Source organism: Paeniglutamicibacter sp. NPDC091659, from assembly GCF_044756805.1.
GTDB lineage: Bacteria > Actinomycetota > Actinomycetes > Actinomycetales > Micrococcaceae > Paeniglutamicibacter.
Map to the genome: position 1 here is coordinate 89,166 of NZ_JBIVTO010000003.1, position 17,426 is coordinate 106,591.

The following is a 17,426-nucleotide window of genomic DNA, read 5'->3' on the forward strand; positions in this document are numbered from 1 at the left end:
CCCGGCGATCGCCTAACCGGCGGAGACGGGGTCCTGGGCCTGGCTTGCGGCGGCAGCCGTCTCGGCAGCAGGTGCCGGCGCGGGGGCCGACCGAACCAGGGGAGCGGCCGGTGCCTTGACCGCGGTGGAGCGGCGTCCCTCGATGGCCCGGGCGAGGGTGACCTCGTCCGCGTATTCCAGGTCCCCGCCGACAGGCAGGCCCGAGGCCAGACGGGTGATCTCGATGCCCAGCGGGCGCAGCGTGCGGGTCAGGAACGTGGCCGTGGCTTCGCCCTCGAGGTTCGGGTCCGTCGCCAGGATGATCTCGGTGATGCGCTCGTCGCCCAGCCGGGCGATGAGTTCGCGGATGTGCAGCTGTTCGGGTCCAATCCCGTTGATCGGATTGATGGCGCCGCCGAGCACGTGGTAGCGCCCGGTGAAGGCGCGTGAACGCTCGATCGCCATGACGTCCTTGGACTCCTCGACCACGCAGATCACGGAATCGTTGCGGCGTTCGTCGCGGCAGATCCCGCAGGTATCGGATTCGGAGACGTTGAAGCAGATGCTGCAGAACTTCACGCGTTCCTTGACCACGCGGATGGACTCGGAGAGCCGCTTCATGTCCTCCGGGTCCGCCTCAAGGATGTGGAAGGCGATGCGTTGGGCCGACTTCGGGCCGATCCCCGGAAGCCTGCCCAACTCATCGATGAGTTCCTGGACTGCACCTTCGTACACTTGCGTTCACACTGCCTAATTTTGCTGTTCCCGATAACTGACCGTGGGTGAGACTACACGTCCGACGCGACACTTTATCGAAAGCGCCGGTGAAGCCTAGCGGATCCTGTCCGGGCGTTCGATCACATTGCCCTGGGGATCGCGTTCCTCGATGACACGGCCCTTGAGAATGCGCTCGATGGCCGGCACTCCAAGCAGGGACGAGTCCTCGATGGCGATGTCGTCGTCGCTGGGAACGAATTCCGTATCATCCGATTCTACCGGCGTCGACTGTGCGGGGGCCTGTTGGTTCGGCTCCGGTGTTGGCCGCGGGCGCGCGAAATCGGGTGCATCCGCGGGGTTGCCCCAGGCTCCCGCCGCCGGATCCGTGGGAACCTGCTGCGCGGCGACCCTGGCGCTTCCGCCGTCGGCCACGCCCGCGGCGCGGTTCATCAGCCGCTGGTAGCGGCTGAGCTTTCCGTCCGATGCCGGGGCGCTGGAAGCCTGGGCCGGGCCGGCGCTTGGTGCGGGCGCGGCAGGCGCGGGCACCGGCATGCCCCATGTTGCGGCCGAGGCGCCGGGTGGCGGGGCGACCGGACGATCGGCAGCACCCAGCGAGGGCGCGGGCGCGACATAGCCCTTGGGGGTTGCCGGAGGCGGAATCGGGGGGAGCGATGCGGCTGCCGCACGGGGTGCGGGAGCCGCGGAATCCATTCCCCAGGCGGGTTCGGCCGAGCCTGTTGGCGTGCCGGGATCCGCATCCCAATCGGGCACGGGAACGGAAGCTGCATCCCAGTCCCCGCCCGCGTCGTCCCACGGTTCGGAATCGAAGGTGGGTTCCGGTCCGAACCCCGGGTCGTCATCGCCGAAAGGTGGCGAGGCTTGCTCGGGTGCGGACGCGGGCGACGGCGCCGATGTTGCCGGACGGGGTGCCGGCGCTGCCGCCACTGGTGCTGGTGCGGCAGGTGCCGGCGCGACTGGCGCCGGCGCTGCCGGCGCTGCCGGGCCCTGCGCGAACGCCGGGGCTCCCGGGGCTGCAACCTGGGACTGGGCCGCTTGCTGCACAGGCTGGGCCTGGGCAGGCCGAGGTGCGGCGGGCTGAACAGGCGCAGGCACAGCTGCCTGAGCTGCTGCCTGCGCCGCAGGCTGCGGGGTTCCCCATCCCGTTGAAGCGGGTGCGGGTGCACCGGGGGAGGGCATGGCGGTGTGCTGCTGTGGTGCGGATTCAGCTGGACTCGAGGTCACCGCCGGCTCGGGCCGGCGATCAACTTTTGGGCCAGAACCACCCGCCGGTGCGGAACCTCCCGCGACGATGGCCAACTCGACCTGAACGCCCAGGACCTTCTGGATGCTCTGGCCAAGGATTGCAATGTGCTCCGGGCGCGAGGTGAATGCGGTAAGCGCACCCGGGTTGGCGAAGCTGACGGCCAGCGTGCGGCCGTCAAAGCCCGTGATTGCCGCATGCGGTGCAACCGTCATCCAGAGGAACCGCTTGGTGCCCTTCAGCTCCTCGAGGATGTCCGGCCATGCGCGGCGGAACATCTCCACCGATCCCGCGCCTCCCGCGTGCGCGGGTGCGCCCTGTGCCGGGGGTGCCTGCGTTGCGGGAGGCTGCTGGGCCTGTCCCTGGTGCTGCTGGGAAGGCACTGCCTGCTGCGTAGGAGCCTGCTGTCCCGGGCGCTGTTGCGACGGCGCGGCCTGGTGGGTTGGCGCCTGCTGCTGGAACTGCGGGGCTTGCTGTTGCTGGACAGGCGCCTGCTGCTGGCGTTGCTGCTGCTGCTGCGCGGCGCGCTGCTGGGCTGCTCGTTCCTGTTCGGCTGCCTGCTGGGCTGCACGCTGTTCCCGGGCCGCTGCTTCCTGGGCAGCGCGTTCCTGGGCGGCGCGCTGTTCGGCGGCGGCCTTTTCGCGGGCGGCTTGCTCCTGGTGCGCTCGTTCCTGGGCTTCGCGTTCCTTTGCGGCCTTTTCCTCCATGGCGCGCTTGGTGAAGTCGGCCATCGCCTGGTTCTGCTGCATCGGTGCGGGCGCCGCGGCAGGTGCGGGCGCCCCTTCCTCGGGCTCCGGGTCGCGATCGGGCAGGATGCTGAACGGCGGTACGTCCGCAGGCGGGTTCACCGGGGTGCTCCGGGCGGGCGCCACCGGCTGGGTCACGGGGTTTGCCGGCGCGTCGGGAACGGGTCCCCAAGTGCCTCCCCAGTCGGCCGAGTTTTCCGAATCGTTTGCAGGTGCCGGTGCGGCCGGAGCCGAAGCCGCGGGTGCAGCGGAATCCGGCGCCGGGGTCACGGATGCAACCGGGGCCGGGGCTTCGGCGGAATCCGGGGTTGCTTGGGGTGCAGGCTGCTGCACGGGCTCGGGGGTCGTCGCTGCGGCCGGAGCCGGAGCTGCGGCGGGGCCGCCCTCCTTTTGGGCCCGCGCGGCGCGGAGTGCTTCGCGCACCGCGGCCGCACCCTGGCCCTGGTTTTCCGACTCGTAGCCGGCCGAGGATTCGGATGGGTGGCCGGCGTATCCGGCATCTCCCGCCGGGGCCTGCGGAAGTTCGTCCCCGGCGTAGGCCAGACGGCGTTCGACCCGGTCCATGCGCGCGTTGAAGCCGCGCTCGGTGGCATCGGAGGCCGGCAACAGCAGGCGGGCGCACAGCAGCTCAAGGTGCAGTCGCGGCGAGGTGGCGCCGGACATCTCGGTCAGCCCGGCGTTCGTGACGTCGGCCCAGCGGCTGAGCTCTGACTGGCCGAGTCCCGCGGCCTGGGTCTGCATGCGGTGCAGCTGGTCCTCGGGTAGCCCGCGGATGATCTGCGAGGCATTCTCGGGGACGGCGCGCACGATGATCAGGTCGCGGAAGCGTTCCAGCAGGTCCTCGACGAATCGTCGCGGGTCGTGCCCGGTCTGCACCACGCGGTCCACGGCGCCGAACACGGTGGCAGCGTCCCCGGCGCCCAGGGCGTCGACGACGTCGTCAAGCAGCGAGGCGTGCGTGTAGCCAAGCAGCGACACCGCCAGCTCGTAGTCAAGGCCGTCCGGTCCGGCGCCCGCGATCAGCTGGTCGAGCACGGACAGCGAGTCGCGGACCGAGCCGCCGCCGGCGCGGATGACCAGCGAGAGCACGCCCGGGGCCACGGCAACGCCCTCGGCGGTGCACAGGTACTCGAGGTACTTGATCAGCGGCTCGGGCGGCACCAGGCGGAACGGGTAGTGATGGGTGCGCGAACGGATCGTGCCGATGACCTTGTCCGGTTCGGTCGTCGCGAAGATGAACTTGATGTGCTCCGGCGGCTCCTCGACGATCTTCAGCAGGGCGTTGAAGCCGGCCGAGGTGACCATGTGGGCCTCGTCGATGATGAAGATCTTGTAGCGGTCGCGCACCGGGGCGAACGTTGCGCGTTCGCGCAGGTCGCGGGCGTCGTCGACGCCGCCGTGGGACGCCGCGTCGATCTCGATGACGTCAAGGGAACCCGGGCCGCCGCTGGCCAGCTCGATGCAGCTGGGGCAGGTGCCGCACGGGGTCGGCGTTGGGCCCTGGGCGCAGTTAAGGCAGCGGGCCAGGATGCGGGCGGACGTGGTCTTGCCACAACCGCGCGGACCGGAGAAGAGGTAGGCATGATTGACCCGGTTCTTTTCCAGGGCCGTCATTAGCGGTGTGGTGACATGTTCCTGCCCGATCACGTCCGCGAAATTGTCGGGACGGTAGCGACGGTAAAGAGCTGTACTCACGATGGCCACCCTATCGGTTTTCCGGTGCCAAGCGCATCCTGCGCTTCTCACCCGGATCGGTTGTGAAGACCCACGGTTCCGTGGGCAGAAGTGTTGGGTCGAAGACCGCCAACGCGGCATCAAGCGACGTGGTCGGCAGATCCAAGGAGCAAAGCATCATGGATCTTGCTTCCTCCGGGCCGACGCCGTGCTCGGCGAGCTGGCCCAGTGTGACGGACCCGTCGCGTTTGGCCAGCCGTTTGCCCTCCGCGTTCAATGCCAGCGGGACGTGTGCATAGCCCGGCACGGTGTACCCCAGCAGCTCCGCCAGGTACGCCTGCCGGGGTGCCGAGGAGAGCAAATCGTCCCCGCGCACCACCTGGTCAATGCCTTGAGCGCCGTCGTCGACCACGACCGCCAGGTTGTAGGCAGGGACTCCGTCGTTGCGCAGCACCACAAAGTCGTCGACGACCCCGGTGAACTGCCCGTGCAGTACATCCGTGACTGTGAAATCGGTGGTTTCGCTGCGCAGACGCAGGGCCGCGGGACGCATCGTCCGCTTCGCCTCCCGCTCGGATTCCGTGAGATCACGGCAGGTGCCAGGGTAGGTTCCGGGTGCGGCATGTGGTGCGCTACCGGCTTCGGCAATGTCGCGCCGGGTGCAGTAGCACTCGAAGAGAAGGTTGCGGGAACGCAGGTCGTCGATTGCCTCGCTGTATAGGGGCATGCGATCGCTTTGGCGGACGGTCGGACCGTCCCAGTCGAGGCCGATGGCACGCAGGTCTGCGAGTTGGAGTTCTTCGGCGCCGGCCCGGGCGCGATCCAGGTCCTCGACGCGCATCAGGAATTCGCGTTGCGTGGAACGGGCGAAAAGCCATGCCAGGATGGCGGTGCGGAGGTTGCCGAGGTGTAGTTCCCCTGAAGGGCTGGGAGCGAATCGTCCGGCACCCATGACTACTCCTTTTCAATCCCTCGAGCAGCAAACGCAACTACGGGCAGACAGTAAAGGCCCCTCATGCACCTGCCAGAGCCCATCTACCCTTGCTACCTTCCGGTCCTGGGGGAGTTCAACAGGATGACACCACATGAGGGGCCGTTAAAAAGTCTACCCGAGGATTGCCCGTGGCCGTAAATCGACTCAGGAATCCGGCTCATTTTCAGGGAAACCGGGGATCGGTTCGGATTCGTCCCAGCCCAGGAGGCGCCGGGTCTGCTGGTCAATGAGCACCATGGGAAGCATGGGTTGCTGTGGCTCGGGGTCTGGATTCAACGGGCGCGGGTGGATCAGGCCGTCGGGCAATTCCAGCTGGGTGATTCCGTGCGGCGTCCGCCATTGGATCGAGCCGTTGCCAAGGTGTACGGCTTCCCATCCCAGGACGTGCTTGTAGATTTGGTGCCGCTTGCAGAGGTATTCGGCGTTTTGTTCGGAAGTTTCGCCTCCCTTGGCCCAGGCTTCGATGTGGTCGACCTCCGAAATCAACGGCGCCCGGCGGCATCCGGGAAAACGGCAATGCCCGTCGCGGATCCGCAGGAAATCCCGCAGCGCCTTGGACGGCTTGTAGCGCTTGCGCCCCAAATCCAGGATGGAACCAGTCCATGGATCGGTCAGGATCGGCTTCAGCGAGGGGGCCTTTGCCGCAAGTTTCAGCGCGACGCCCAGCGGGATGGGGCCGTAGCCTTCAAGGTCGGCTATGCCTCGTTCGGGGTTCGTCAGCAGTTCAAGGGCCGGAATCGTCAGGCCCACAAACAGTCCCGACTTCCTTTGCTTGTTCCCCGGCCAGCCATCGATCAGGCTGTCACGGAACACATCGGCACGCAGCTGCCCGACGTGCCGCTCTTCCTCGCCGTCCATGAGCCGGCCGGCGTGGGTGTTTACGGTGTTGTAGATCGCAAGGACGTCTTCGGCAGGCAGGTACGCCTGGAGAACCGCCATTCCGTCGGATTCCGGCCACCACATCAATGAGCGGCCGCCTTCTGCCCGGGAGCGCCGGTGGGATGCGGGTTCGGGGTGCAGGCGTTCCCGCTGGCGTTTGATGCGCAGTGCCATGGAGGAATCCGATGCGGTCAATGCCGTGGGCAGTACCGAAGTTTCAATTTGCCTGGCGGTGCTCGCAGGGATTCCCTGGGTTTGCCTGACGAGGGTGCTGGCCGTGCGGCCGGTGATGCTTCCGCGGCACAGCTCGAAGAGGGATTGATCGTGGATGTAGCGCAGGCCCTCGGCCGTGGCGAGGCGGTTGAAGGTGGACCTTTCGGAGGTCCTGGTGACCATGGCGGCCTCGGCCACAAAGGATGAGCGGTTCAGGTCCTGGTCCATCCGGGTCATGGGATAGCCGTGGTCTTCAATTTCACGTTTGTAGTCAAAGAGCGTCGGATTTTCTTCCGACAGGGGAGTGGCCAGTCCGCGCTGGACCAATTCACTGGTGTCTGCCAGCAGCATCGCTTCGAGGCCATCGAGCATGGAACGTATCCGACTGATTTGCCGCAGCTGTTCCAGGCCTTCGGCGGGCGTGTTCGGGCAAGGCTTGCATGTGACCTTGGTAACTGCGGTTTGCAGCGGTTCCGTGGCGAGGAACCGCTCGACACCTGCGATCCATGTGCCATCACTGCCGCAGAATAGGCGCGACCCGGCCGGCGGTATTCCGACCCTCTCCGGCTCCATGTTCATCTGATGAGCGGCGAGTTTTCCCATGTTTCATTGCATCACGGCGCATGGGTCTCGGGTCGCTGATTGCGGGGGTTGTGGAAAACCTTGGCGATCTTGTCCGAGGGGTGCCCGGGGCGTGGATCCTGCCCCGGATTCGACGCCTGCGAGGCGGTCGGAGAATCTCGATTCGTCGTCTCCGGAAATGTCCGCTATGCTGGAACCTGCCCGAATAGGGCAAGCTGGAGGATTCGCCTAGCGGCCTATGGCGCACGCCTGGAACGCGTGTTGGGTTCACGCCCTCGGGGGTTCAAATCCCCCATCCTCCGCGGATACGGTATCGGTCTTGACTTGAGAAATCAGGTCAAGACCGATTTCGTTTTAACCTCGGGAAACCGAAATCGGGGACTCGGATTTTTGGATCAGGGCTACCCGGCCCGACCTCCTTGCTCTTCTCTTTTCTTCGTGCCCCTCAAATGGTTGCCGGGTTGCTGCGTTCAATGTAGATGTCGCCCCAAGTGGTGCGCGCATGGATCCTGAGAGGATCGGTTGCGGAGCTTGCATCCGGCGATTCGGACAGGGCGCTCCTGACTCGACCGTGCTGGGAATTCAGGTCGATCCACGCGGCAGTGCCCGCAGGTACCCCCACGCTGATGCCTCCGGTGGCCGTTTGCAGGGTGAGCGTTCCGGAAAATGCCTCTTCGACGCGGATGCCGCCGTGCGAGTTCTTGACCGTGACGTCATCCCTGCATTTCTTGATGTTGACATCGCCGTTGGCGGTCTTGACGCGCAATGGCCCGTCGGCTCGATCGATCGAAATATTTCCGTTGGAACAGGAGATCTCGCTCTGGGCCCCCAGACTGCCTAGCCGGATGGTGCCCGAGCTGCTGGCGATGGAGGTGGCTCCCGCCACCGATGCTGCTGTGATGTCACCGAAGGAGGTCTTGAGGTTGGCTTGACGGGCTGATTCAAGCCGGATGGATCCCATGGCGATCTTGACGCTGCAATTTCCGACGGGGCCGGAGACCAAGACTTCGCCGAGCGGGGAAGTGGATTCAAGATGGGAACCGGAGGGAACCAGGATTTCAACTTCTGCCGCACCCGAGGTGCCGAACAGCGACATGGAGCGGCGGCGGCTTGGTGATGACAACGTCAGTTTCCCTTCTTCAAAGTCGACGGTGATGGCCTCGGCTGTTTTCTGGTCGCCGGATTTGGCTGCATCGCGCGGGCGGATTGTCACGACTGTGTCTGTTCGTTCGCTGGCAACCAAGTGGACATCGGAGATGACACTCAGGCCGCTGCGTACGGTGATGGCTGTGGGGGTGGGAAAGGTAGGCATTGGATGTCCTTGAATATGAAGTGCTGCGGGTTTCGGGCAAAGATCCGGAGGCTTCGGTTTTATTGCACCCAGCCGGTCAGGCTTTGTCCGGCAGGCGAGTCGCGGCGCGGGCTTCGCCGTGGTTGGGTTTCGAGCGCAGAGGAGACGGCCTTGATGAGCCACGAGTTGACTGACACGCCTTCGCGGTTTGCAGCCGCCTCCATGCGGAGCTTCAACGGCTCCGGCAGGCGCAGGGTTGTCCGGGTGACCCCGCCTTCATCTGAAGTCGCCGGCGGGGGCACGTCGTAGCCCGGCGCCGGTCGCTTGTCGTGTGCTGCAGAGTCGGTGAACAGTGTTTCTTGCTCGGGCATCGTCACAACGAATTCGGGGTCTTGTCCGCGCAACCTGATGTCGACGCCACCGGGAGCCATCTCGCGGGTGATTTCGTTGGCCGCCGCGGACAGAGACTCGAGGAGTACCAGCCGTGTTGCCGCATTTAGGGGCGCCAGGAGACGAGAGGCGAGCTCTTGGGCCTCGGGACCGCCGGCCGCGGCGGCGATTTCGAGATGTTCCTGTAGATCGTTCACAAATCGAGTCAAATCCATGACACCAGAATGACGTCATTGTGATGTCAGGTCAATGGTTTTGATGTCATATGTTGCGCAAGCTTTCCCGAAATTGACGGATCTTCGGCATTTTGCACGATCCGGCGAGCGGAAAAGGTTGAAGATCGATGTTCGTGCATCGTCTTGCTCGCATCAAACGCCTTGTGGGGAAGCGGTTTCATGTAGCTGCCAGTGAGATCTATGACTCACTATTGTTCGGTTTTGTGATCCCGGGGACTATTTTCAATAGACTTGCGGGAAGCTTGCACCGTACACGTATGGCGCATCGACTCCGGGAAAGGTGCATTTGATGAACGATCACCGTGTTGCAGTCGTCATTGAGGATGACGAAGACATTCGAGGGCTGCTCGAAGCGGTCCTGCTGCAATCGGGATTTGACGTTCACGCCACGGACTCTGGAGTCAAGGGTGTCGAACTGGTGGAATCCCGCCGCCCCGATCTGGTGACCTTGGACTTGGGCCTTCCTGATATCGATGGGTTCGAAACGGCACGCAGGATTCGGACGATTTCCGACGCCCACATAGTCATGCTGACCGCCCGATCCGACGAGATCGATACGATCCTCGGGCTGGAATCAGGCGCAGACGAATACGTAACCAAGCCGTTTAAGCCACGCGAGCTCCGTGCACGCGTCGATGCCATCATGCGTCGGCGCAATAGCCAGGCGCAGGCCAAGAACGAAGCTCCTGCGGTTCCGGCAGAAGCCCAAGCAAAAACGCAGCTGGGCCAAGCCGAGGGCGATCTTGTCCGTTCGCTGAACGGACTGATGCTCAATTCATCGACCTACACGGTTGAAGTGGATGGCGAAGCAAAAAACATTACGCCCACGGAGTTCACGCTGCTGGATGTGCTCTTGGGTTCCAACGGTCACATCCGCACCAAGACGGAGCTGGTTCGTCGGTTGCGCGACGAAGAATCGGATTCAGGAACCTATGTGTCGTCGGCCGACGAACGATCCGTTGAGGTCCACATGGGAAATCTGCGTCGTAAATTGGGCGACTCGACCCAGGATCCACGTTGGATTGAAACGGTTCGAGGCGTTGGCTACCGATCGGCCGCGAAGCGCTAACCGCACCTGCGGCTTCCGTGGTTTGGTGTGCTAGCTAATTTTCATAGTCGAAAGCTCTTGAACTGAGCGGCGACCGACTTCGCGAATCATGGCTATCAGTTTGCGCTGCACGTCCACAAGCTTGTCCTGAAACGCGCCATGCAACCATTCTGCAAGCTCCGCCAGTTCCCTGGCGCCTACCATTGAGGCGCCTGATTTCAGCGACAATGCTGCATCTTGCCCGGCCTCGCTGTTGCAGCTGCACAGGGCCTCTTCAAGGCGATTGAGCCGCGTCGGCCACATGGAACAGAACTGCACAACAAATCTCGATGTGTATTCGTGGCCCAGATCTTCAGAGAGCTTATCTAGGGTCTGTGTACACACCACAGAATCTAGTGAACTCAATGGCATTGTCATGCTGTCCATCATGAATGCCCAAGCTCATGATCCTCCCATGGAATCACTCAAGACAACCTCAAGAATTGCCTAAACGAACCTGCGTCATCATTGCGGAAAAGTTGTCCTCACTCTGGTGGAGAACTTGATGCTTACACGGAATAGTCATAGCTAAGCCAGTACGGCGGGAAACCGACTGCATGGGGGAGTCGGGCACATTGAGTGAACCGAAGTGATCCGAAAAATGTTCGCTAGCGTCTTGGGGGCGAGAGCGAACGACGGTTCATAGCGAAGCGGGTTAGTGATCTTGGGGATCAATGACCCGCCTCGCTAGTTAACTTCGGTTTTCGGTTGCCGGCTGGCCTACGAAGGCAGAGGGAAGGGAATCGGATTTCACGGACTTGCGTGGCATCCGCACGGTCATCGTTGTCCCCCTGCCGATTTCGCTTTCCGCGCTGATGGTTCCGCCGTGGGCCATCACCAGTTCGCGTGTGATGGCCAAGCCCAATCCGACTCCGGGCAAACCGGACAGCTGTGCGTCGTTGCTTCGGAAGAACCTGACGAATAGTTGCTTGAGGTCCGCCTCGGAGATTCCACGCCCGGTATCGATGACGCGGAGACAAATTTCATCCTCGGTGCAATCCATTTCCACTGTCACCGACCCGCCCCGGTCGGTGTACTTGATTGAATTGGAAACAAGGTTGTCCACAACCTGCCCCAGACGCAACGCGTCGCCGAGAACCTGTTCATGGCACAACGTCCCTTGGTTCAGCTCGATTCCGGCTGCGGAGGCACGCGGTGCCATAGATTCAAGGCGGGCCTGGACAACAGCTCCGAAATCCATTGCCGAAACGCTGATCTGATGGCGCCCGGCCGCCACGGTAAGTAGGTCATTCACCAAGCTCAGGAGCCGATTAGTGTTCCTTGAAATGACATCCAGCGATTTCTTGGTCCCGGAGGTCATCTGTACCTCGTCCTCTAGCAGCTCGAGGTAACCCAGGATTGACGTCAATGGCGTACGCAGCTCATGGCTGACATTGGCCAAGAACCGGTCCTTGGTTTTCGACGCCGTGATCATGGGCGTGACGTTCTTGAACATGATCACGGCACCGTCATAGACGCCAGAATCGTCAAAAAGTGCCCGTGCCGAGGTGGAGCTGTAAATCGGATCATGAAGCGGCCCCAGCGCAATCAATTCATCGACGAATTCTTCTTGGCGAATGGCCCGCAGTACCGGGCGCTGATCACTAGGCATGAGCTCGGGGCACACTTCAAAATTCGGGGAAACCGCCCGCACGAGGAGCTTGTCCTCGGTGGGGTCTGGATGCTCTGGGGGAATTGCATGGCGATGCTGGAACCGTTGAATGTCGTTCATCAACACGTCGTTTCCGTCGCGGTCGACGACCACGACGCCCACATTCGCGGCGTTGAGGACGGCGTTCAGCAGGTTTGCCTGGCGCCGGCTAGTGGCCAAGGACTCGCGAAGCATACGATTCTTGAGCGATGTGTTGTATTCGACGATCACGGTGGTACTGGCAAGCGCCAAAATCACCAACGGTATGAGCAACGGCCGAACTACATTGATCAGTGTGAACGGTATGTCGTTGTGCCATAGCTGCAGCAATGTTGTTGCCAGCGGAAGCACAAAGGAAAGCATCAATGTCAACCGTGGCGCGACGCCGGACCAGGCAAACCAAAAAACGGGAAAGGCGATGAGCAGCGTCATCCCGCTGAGCCAATAGTAGGCGCCCATTGACATGAGGCATGCTGCGATCATTCCTGCCGCGGGGATGACCAGGTAGGTGAATTCCGAGCGGAACTTCTCCCATGGCACAGCAAATGAAGCGACGGTGTTCAGCAGTACAAGGACGACGCCGGCAGTGAATAGGGTGTCGCCATAGATTTCCTTTGCATTGGAGAGCAATGCAAAGGTGCACGCGAAGAGCACTGCAAAGAACATCGGCAACTGCGAAAGGACAACCTTCCGCCGTATGGGTAGGTCTGAGAAGGGCTTGCCGCCAGTGACCTTCAGTCCGATGCGGGTAAGCAATCCGGTTGATTCCTGGCTCGGTCGATCGACTGGTTGCGTAGCGGTCATGCTCTAAATCATAGTGACTGAAATTGGGGGCGTTTGGCCACGGGCAGCGCAAGATGCCTCATGATGTCTTGGTTCTTGAAATGCGGGACACCTTTTGTGCTCTATCCGTCCCTTGGATCCTTGGGAATCGCGTTTGGGGATTTTCCGTGTTTGAGCATCTGCCTTGGCTAACCGGAGCATGCTGACCGAAGCGCACCGTCAAGAGGTACGGTCCGGGTAGGCAGCGTCCTGTTCAGCGGCCGGAATGCCGGTCATGAGGGCTTGGGTGCCCCGATGAATCTATGCGGCACCCAAGCCATATGCCGAGGCTACTTCACCAGATTCGGGTAGTGGGCCTTCGCTGTCTGTGGATGCGCGCGTAGCCAGCCCTTGAGCACGTTGGCACCGTATGAAGCCAGCATCGGATTTTCCGGGTCGTCAGAGACTCCGCGGGCCTGTGCCGCGAGTCCGGGCGGCAACGGAACGGTGTCGATGACCGAATCCAGGCGCGGGGAGTAGAAGAAGGGCACGGAATAACGATCGACTCCGGCCGGTGGAGCAGTGACACGATGAATGGTGGCCATCAAATAGCCGTTGGTTGCGACCTCCAGCATCTCGCCCAGATTCACCACAAGCGCTCCGTCGATCGGCTTGACGGAGATCCATTCCTCGTGGCCGTATGGCTGGACCGCAAGGCCGCCCACCGAGTCTTGAAGCAGCAGCGTGATGAATCCGTAGTCTGCGTGGGCTCCGACCCCCTGGTTGCCTGCAGCGGGAACGATGCCGCCACCGACGTAGTGCACAAGCTTGCCCATCCATGCGGGGTCGGGGGTAAAAGCCTGTGCAAAGTAATCTTCGGGCAGACCCAACCCCACTGAGAGGGCGGCCAGCAGTTCGGCGCCCACCTTCTGCATCAGTTCAGACCATTCCATTGCCACGGTCTTGAGCTGGGGGAATGCGGCAGGCCACTGGTTTGGGCCCTGCAAATTCAGGTAGGGCTTGTCTGCAGGTACCTCAGTCAACGGTTCCAGCTCTGGCCCGAAATCGATTTGTTCCCGTGAATCCGCGCGACCGCGGGTGATTTCTGCACCCAGCCGCGTGTAGCCTCGGAATTGTGCCGAAGAACGGTTGTCCAACTCCAGTTTTTCTTCGACCGGTCGCGCAAAGAATTCAGCAATCGTGTCAAGCAACCTTTGGGAAGTTCCCGGTGCCGCACCATACCCGGTGATCTGGAAGAAGCCGACATTGTGTGCGGCGTCGCGTAAAGCTTCAATGAAATCTTCATTGAAGGTCCCGTCGGTGTGACGGGCAGATGACATATCCAGGACCGGAACCGAAGTAAGAACTGTGCTCATGACACAAGAATGCACCCGGTTTGCTTGAATGTGACAGCTTGCGTTACCTCAGGTTCCGTAGTGTGAATCCATGCGTCGGAACCCTTGACGGGGGCTTCGAATTTGCGTAGAAAACAAACGACTCGAATTATTATTGGCCGAAGCTAGCCACATATCTGCAGAAGTTTCCTAAGCTGGTCAAGTGATCTTCAAATCTGTCGGCGATTCTCGCCCGTACCCGGACCATGGCTACGTGACGCCCAAGGATTGGGCAGTCGTGCCTCCCATGCAAGTCCGCCTGGATGAATTGGTGACTACCAAGAGCACCTTGGATTTGGCTGCGCTGTTGGCCGAGGATTCAACGTTCTTTGGTGACCTCTTTCCTCATGTTGTTCAATGGCGGGGCACCAGGTATCTCGAGGACGGGCTCCACCGTGCGGTGCGAACTGCGCTGCACCAGCGTTCAATCCTGCATGCCCGTGTACTGGTGATCGAGGACTAAACGGCAATGGCGCGTGATTCGAATCCGAATGAATGGCATGGGCACCACATCGTCTCAGAAGACGAGTTGGCAAGTCCGGAGTTCAGCGCCGATCCCAATACAAAACGGCATCGAAACATACGTCACGGCATTATTCTCTCCGTGGCGGTCTTGCTGCTGGTCGCAGCATTGGTTCTTGCCTACTTGGTGAATACCCGGGCCATAGTCATCGATGCCCTTGAACCCAAACCAGTGGCTGAAGCCCCGGTAGCACCCCACACCGCATGTCCACGCGATCAATTCGACTATGTCGACCCTTCCAAAATGACGATCAACGTCATGAACGGAACACAGATTGCGGGGCTTGCCGGCGCTTCCGCCAAGAAACTTGAGCGGCGGGGTTTCAAGGTAGGCGAAGTGGGCAACGCCCGGATGTCCAAGGCCAATGTTGTCGGCGCGGTGATTTCTGGCCCCGACGGGTATGCGCAGGCGATGACGGTGCAGCGCCATGTTGCCGGCTTGACCTATGTGTTCGATCCGAAGCGGCAGGGCAAGACGGTTGACGTGGTTATCGGCACCAAATACAAAAAGCTGGTCAAGGAAGCGAAGGTAAACACCCAGCCCGGAAAGCTTCAATGCGGCAGCAAAAAGAAAACGACGGCTCCGGCCAAGCCGGAACCGTCGAAGTCGGATAAAGATTAGAGGTTAGTTGCAGCCTTCGGGGCCGCAGACCTCTCCGTCGGCCGATGGCGTGGCCATCATTTGCAACTCGTTGCCTCCGATTTCCTTCCAAACCTGGCTCAGCGCCTGTTCGAATACCTCGGAAGGCTGGGCACCGGAAATTCCGTACTTGTTGTCCAGTACAAAGAACGGAACACCGCTGACGCCCATTTCGCGTGCTCGGGTTCCGTCGGCGCGGACTTCGGTTGCGTATTTGTCGCTGGCCAGGACTTCTTCCGTTTCCGCTGAATCGAGGCCTACCTGATCGGCGATGCGCTGAAGGGTTTCCTTGTCGCCGGTATCCAGACCCTTTTCAAAGTGGGCCGAGAGCAGAGCTTCTTTCATGGCGTCACCCATATTGCGGTCCTTGGCCAAGGCGAGCAGGCGAAGTGCCGTGAAGGAGTTGGCAGGGCGAAGGGCATCGAAGTCGTATTTCAAACCTTCCGCCGCGGCCTGACCGGTCACGTGCTGAATCATGCCTGCGACCTGATCTGCGGGCATTCCCTTGGCCTTGACCAGGTAGTCGAGTTCGCTTCCCTCGTAGTGGTCCGGCAGGGAAGGGTCCAGTTGGAAGGCATGCCACTTCACATCGATCTTCTCGCCGAAGGGCAGTGCTTCAACGGCTTTTTCAAAGCGGCGCTTGCCAATGAAGCACCATGGGCAGGCGATATCGGAAAAAATGTCAACGCTGAGGCGGGTTTCAGTCATAATCTCGTCAACAGCCCTCGGTCGAAGTGTATTCCCACGTGTGTGAAGGGCAACAAACCTTTGGCGCCGGCCCACGAGACGCGGTCGAAACCATATATTCCCCTGCGGGATTATTTGAGGGAAACCCGAGAAATTCTCGCAAGCTAGCGATGCCGCCACCGCCGATAGGCGGTGGCGGCATCGTCGTCGTGGCGCGGTGTTTAGCGCAACTCGCTGGGGACGTACTCGCGACCTGTTTCATCAACCAGCTCGGCGCGTTCGTGGCCCTTGCCTCGGACCCACAGTTTGTAGGCGACGAAGAGTAGCCCGATCCAGACCGTGCCCACAACCAGGGCGACCCGGGTTTCCGGGATGACGCCGAGCAGTACGATCACAAAGCCCATGAAGGCCAGCGCTGCGTAGGAAGCCGCAGGCCACAGGGGGGAAGGGAACTCGGAGGCCTGCAAGTTTTCCCGGGCAATGGTTCGTTTCATCGCAATGTGCGAAAGCAGGATCATGACCCATACCCACACGGTTGCGAAGGTGGCGATCGAGGCGATGATCAGGAAGAGCGACTCGGGCATAACGGCATTGAGCAATACGCCAACCAGCAACACGATGCCCATGACCAACACCGTCATCCAGGGCACACCGTTGCGGGAGATCTTCGCGAAGGATGCCGGGGCGTGGCCCTGCTGGGCCAGGCCGAACATCATGCGGCCGGCGCCAAAGATGTCGGAGTTGATCGCGGAGATCGCGGCCGTGATGACGACGGCATTGAGGATATGTGCCGCTGCCGGAATACCCAGGTTGTCGAAGATCTGCACGAATGGACTTCCCTCGGTGCCGATCTCGTTCCACGGATAGATCATCATGAGGATGCCCAACGTGCACACGTAGAAGAGCAGGATGCGTACCGGAACGGTGTTGATTGCCGCGGGAACGACCTTTTTCGGGTTCTCTGCCTCGCCCGCGGTGATGCCGATGGTCTCGATGCCGCCGAAGGCGAACATCACGATCGAGAAGGACGCCAGCAGCCCCCAGAAGCCGTTGGGGAAGAACCCGCCGGCCGCAAGCATCGTGCCGATGCCCGGATTGGCTTCGGCGGGCAGGCCGAAGCCGAAGACCACGATCAGGATGCCGCCCGCGATCATGGCAATGATTGCCGAAACCTTGATGAGGGAAAGCCAGAATTCGGTTTCGCCGAACACCCTGACCTTCATGGTGTTCAACGCGGCGATGAAGAAGATGATCGCCAAGATCCAGATCCACCGGGGCACGTCGGGGAACCAGAACCCCATGTAGATGCCGAACGCGGTGACGTCTGCGATGGCTACGATTGCCATTTCGAAGGCGAAGGTCCAGCCGGTGATGAATCCCGCAAACGGGCCGAGGTACTTTGAGGCGTACTGGCCGAATGAGCCGGAAACCGGATGGCGCACGGCCATCTCGCCCAGGGCGCGCATCACCATGAAGACGGCTGCGCCACCGATCATGTAGGCCAAGAGTACGGCTGGTCCGGCGGCCTGGATGGCAGATGCGGAACCGTAGAACAGGCCGGTTCCGATGGCCGAACCTAGGGCCATGAACCGGACGTGGCGGACATTGAGTCCGCGGGCTAGCGCCTGGGCAAATTGGGGCACGAAAATAAACCTTTGGGTGGAAGGGGCTTATCCCATGGTAAGTCTGTGGCCCGACTCAAACATTATTCGGTGTCGCGG

The 17,426-nt window shown here is 61.8% G+C and carries 14 protein-coding genes, 1 tRNA gene and 1 other RNA gene; 4 read left to right on the forward strand and 12 right to left on the reverse strand.

From position 1 onward, the window contains the following. Positions 1–12 precede the first annotated feature (12 nt). The 5 genes from recR to ACIQLF_RS08055 form a co-directional block, all read right to left on the reverse strand. Positions 13–714: a recombination mediator RecR gene (gene recR / locus ACIQLF_RS08035; protein ID WP_400296588.1), complete on the reverse strand. Its 702-nt coding sequence runs from the start codon at positions 712–714 to the stop codon at positions 13–15. 96 nt (positions 715–810) lie between these two features. Then, positions 811–4,398: a DNA polymerase III subunit gamma and tau gene (locus tag ACIQLF_RS08040; protein ID WP_400296591.1), complete on the reverse strand. Its 3,588-nt coding sequence runs from the start codon at positions 4,396–4,398 to the stop codon at positions 811–813. A gap of 10 nt (positions 4,399–4,408) precedes the next feature. Continuing rightward, positions 4,409–5,329, reverse strand: coding sequence for a tRNA glutamyl-Q(34) synthetase GluQRS (gluQRS, locus tag ACIQLF_RS08045; protein ID WP_400296594.1), 921 nt, complete (start codon positions 5,327–5,329; stop codon positions 4,409–4,411). 49 nt (positions 5,330–5,378) lie between these two features. Next, an RNA gene (gene ffs / locus ACIQLF_RS08050) (signal recognition particle sRNA small type) lies at positions 5,379–5,475 on the reverse strand. A gap of 40 nt (positions 5,476–5,515) precedes the next feature. Then, positions 5,516–6,835 (reverse strand): DUF222 domain-containing protein, encoded by a 1,320-nt coding sequence (locus ACIQLF_RS08055; protein WP_400296596.1) that lies wholly within the window; start codon positions 6,833–6,835, stop codon positions 5,516–5,518. 427 nt (positions 6,836–7,262) lie between these two features. Here ACIQLF_RS08055 and ACIQLF_RS08060 point away from each other — a divergent pair. After that, a tRNA-Ser gene (locus ACIQLF_RS08060) sits at positions 7,263–7,347 on the forward strand. Positions 7,348–7,490: 143 nt separating this feature from the next. Here ACIQLF_RS08060 and ACIQLF_RS08065 read toward each other — a convergent pair. Together ACIQLF_RS08065 and ACIQLF_RS08070 are read right to left on the reverse strand one after the other, a co-directional pair. Continuing rightward, entirely contained in the window at positions 7,491–8,357 is an 867-nt protein-coding gene (locus ACIQLF_RS08065; RefSeq protein WP_400296598.1) for a DUF4097 family beta strand repeat-containing protein, read from the reverse strand. Between the two features lie 59 nt (positions 8,358–8,416). Further along, positions 8,417–8,923 (reverse strand): histidine kinase, encoded by a 507-nt coding sequence (locus ACIQLF_RS08070; RefSeq protein WP_400296600.1) that lies wholly within the window; start codon positions 8,921–8,923, stop codon positions 8,417–8,419. 328 nt (positions 8,924–9,251) lie between these two features. Between ACIQLF_RS08070 and ACIQLF_RS08075 the strand changes: the two genes are divergently transcribed. Beyond that, positions 9,252–10,031: a response regulator transcription factor gene (locus tag ACIQLF_RS08075; RefSeq protein ID WP_400296602.1), complete on the forward strand. Its 780-nt coding sequence runs from the start codon at positions 9,252–9,254 to the stop codon at positions 10,029–10,031. Positions 10,032–10,061: 30 nt separating this feature from the next. On the opposite strand, the gene ACIQLF_RS08080 is transcribed toward ACIQLF_RS08075, so the two are convergent. The 3 genes from ACIQLF_RS08080 to ACIQLF_RS08090 form a co-directional block, all read right to left on the reverse strand. Then, positions 10,062–10,439 (reverse strand): Hpt domain-containing protein, encoded by a 378-nt coding sequence (locus ACIQLF_RS08080; protein ID WP_400296605.1) that lies wholly within the window; start codon positions 10,437–10,439, stop codon positions 10,062–10,064. 301 nt (positions 10,440–10,740) lie between these two features. Further along, entirely contained in the window at positions 10,741–12,504 is a 1,764-nt protein-coding gene (locus ACIQLF_RS08085; protein ID WP_400296608.1) for a sensor histidine kinase, read from the reverse strand. A 308-nt stretch (positions 12,505–12,812) separates the two neighbouring features. Next, positions 12,813–13,838: an isopenicillin N synthase family dioxygenase gene (locus tag ACIQLF_RS08090; protein ID WP_400296611.1), complete on the reverse strand. Its 1,026-nt coding sequence runs from the start codon at positions 13,836–13,838 to the stop codon at positions 12,813–12,815. Between the two features lie 181 nt (positions 13,839–14,019). Here ACIQLF_RS08090 and ACIQLF_RS08095 point away from each other — a divergent pair, with 181 nt between their 5' ends. Both ACIQLF_RS08095 and ACIQLF_RS08100 read left to right on the forward strand, forming a co-directional pair. Continuing rightward, positions 14,020–14,319 (forward strand): type II toxin-antitoxin system VapB family antitoxin, encoded by a 300-nt coding sequence (locus ACIQLF_RS08095; protein WP_210002387.1) that lies wholly within the window; start codon positions 14,020–14,022, stop codon positions 14,317–14,319. A gap of 6 nt (positions 14,320–14,325) precedes the next feature. Next, positions 14,326–15,000: a LytR C-terminal domain-containing protein gene (locus ACIQLF_RS08100; RefSeq protein ID WP_400296613.1), complete on the forward strand. Its 675-nt coding sequence runs from the start codon at positions 14,326–14,328 to the stop codon at positions 14,998–15,000. 3 nt (positions 15,001–15,003) lie between these two features. Here the strand turns inward: ACIQLF_RS08100 and ACIQLF_RS08105 are convergent, their stop codons facing one another. Both ACIQLF_RS08105 and ACIQLF_RS08110 read right to left on the reverse strand, forming a co-directional pair. After that, entirely contained in the window at positions 15,004–15,801 is a 798-nt protein-coding gene (locus ACIQLF_RS08105; RefSeq protein ID WP_400296615.1) for a DsbA family protein, read from the reverse strand. 125 nt (positions 15,802–15,926) lie between these two features. Continuing rightward, complete coding sequence (locus ACIQLF_RS08110) at positions 15,927–17,291, reverse strand: amino acid permease (protein WP_400297073.1); 1,365 nt, start codon at positions 17,289–17,291, stop codon at positions 15,927–15,929. Positions 17,292–17,426: the final 135 nt, after the last annotated feature.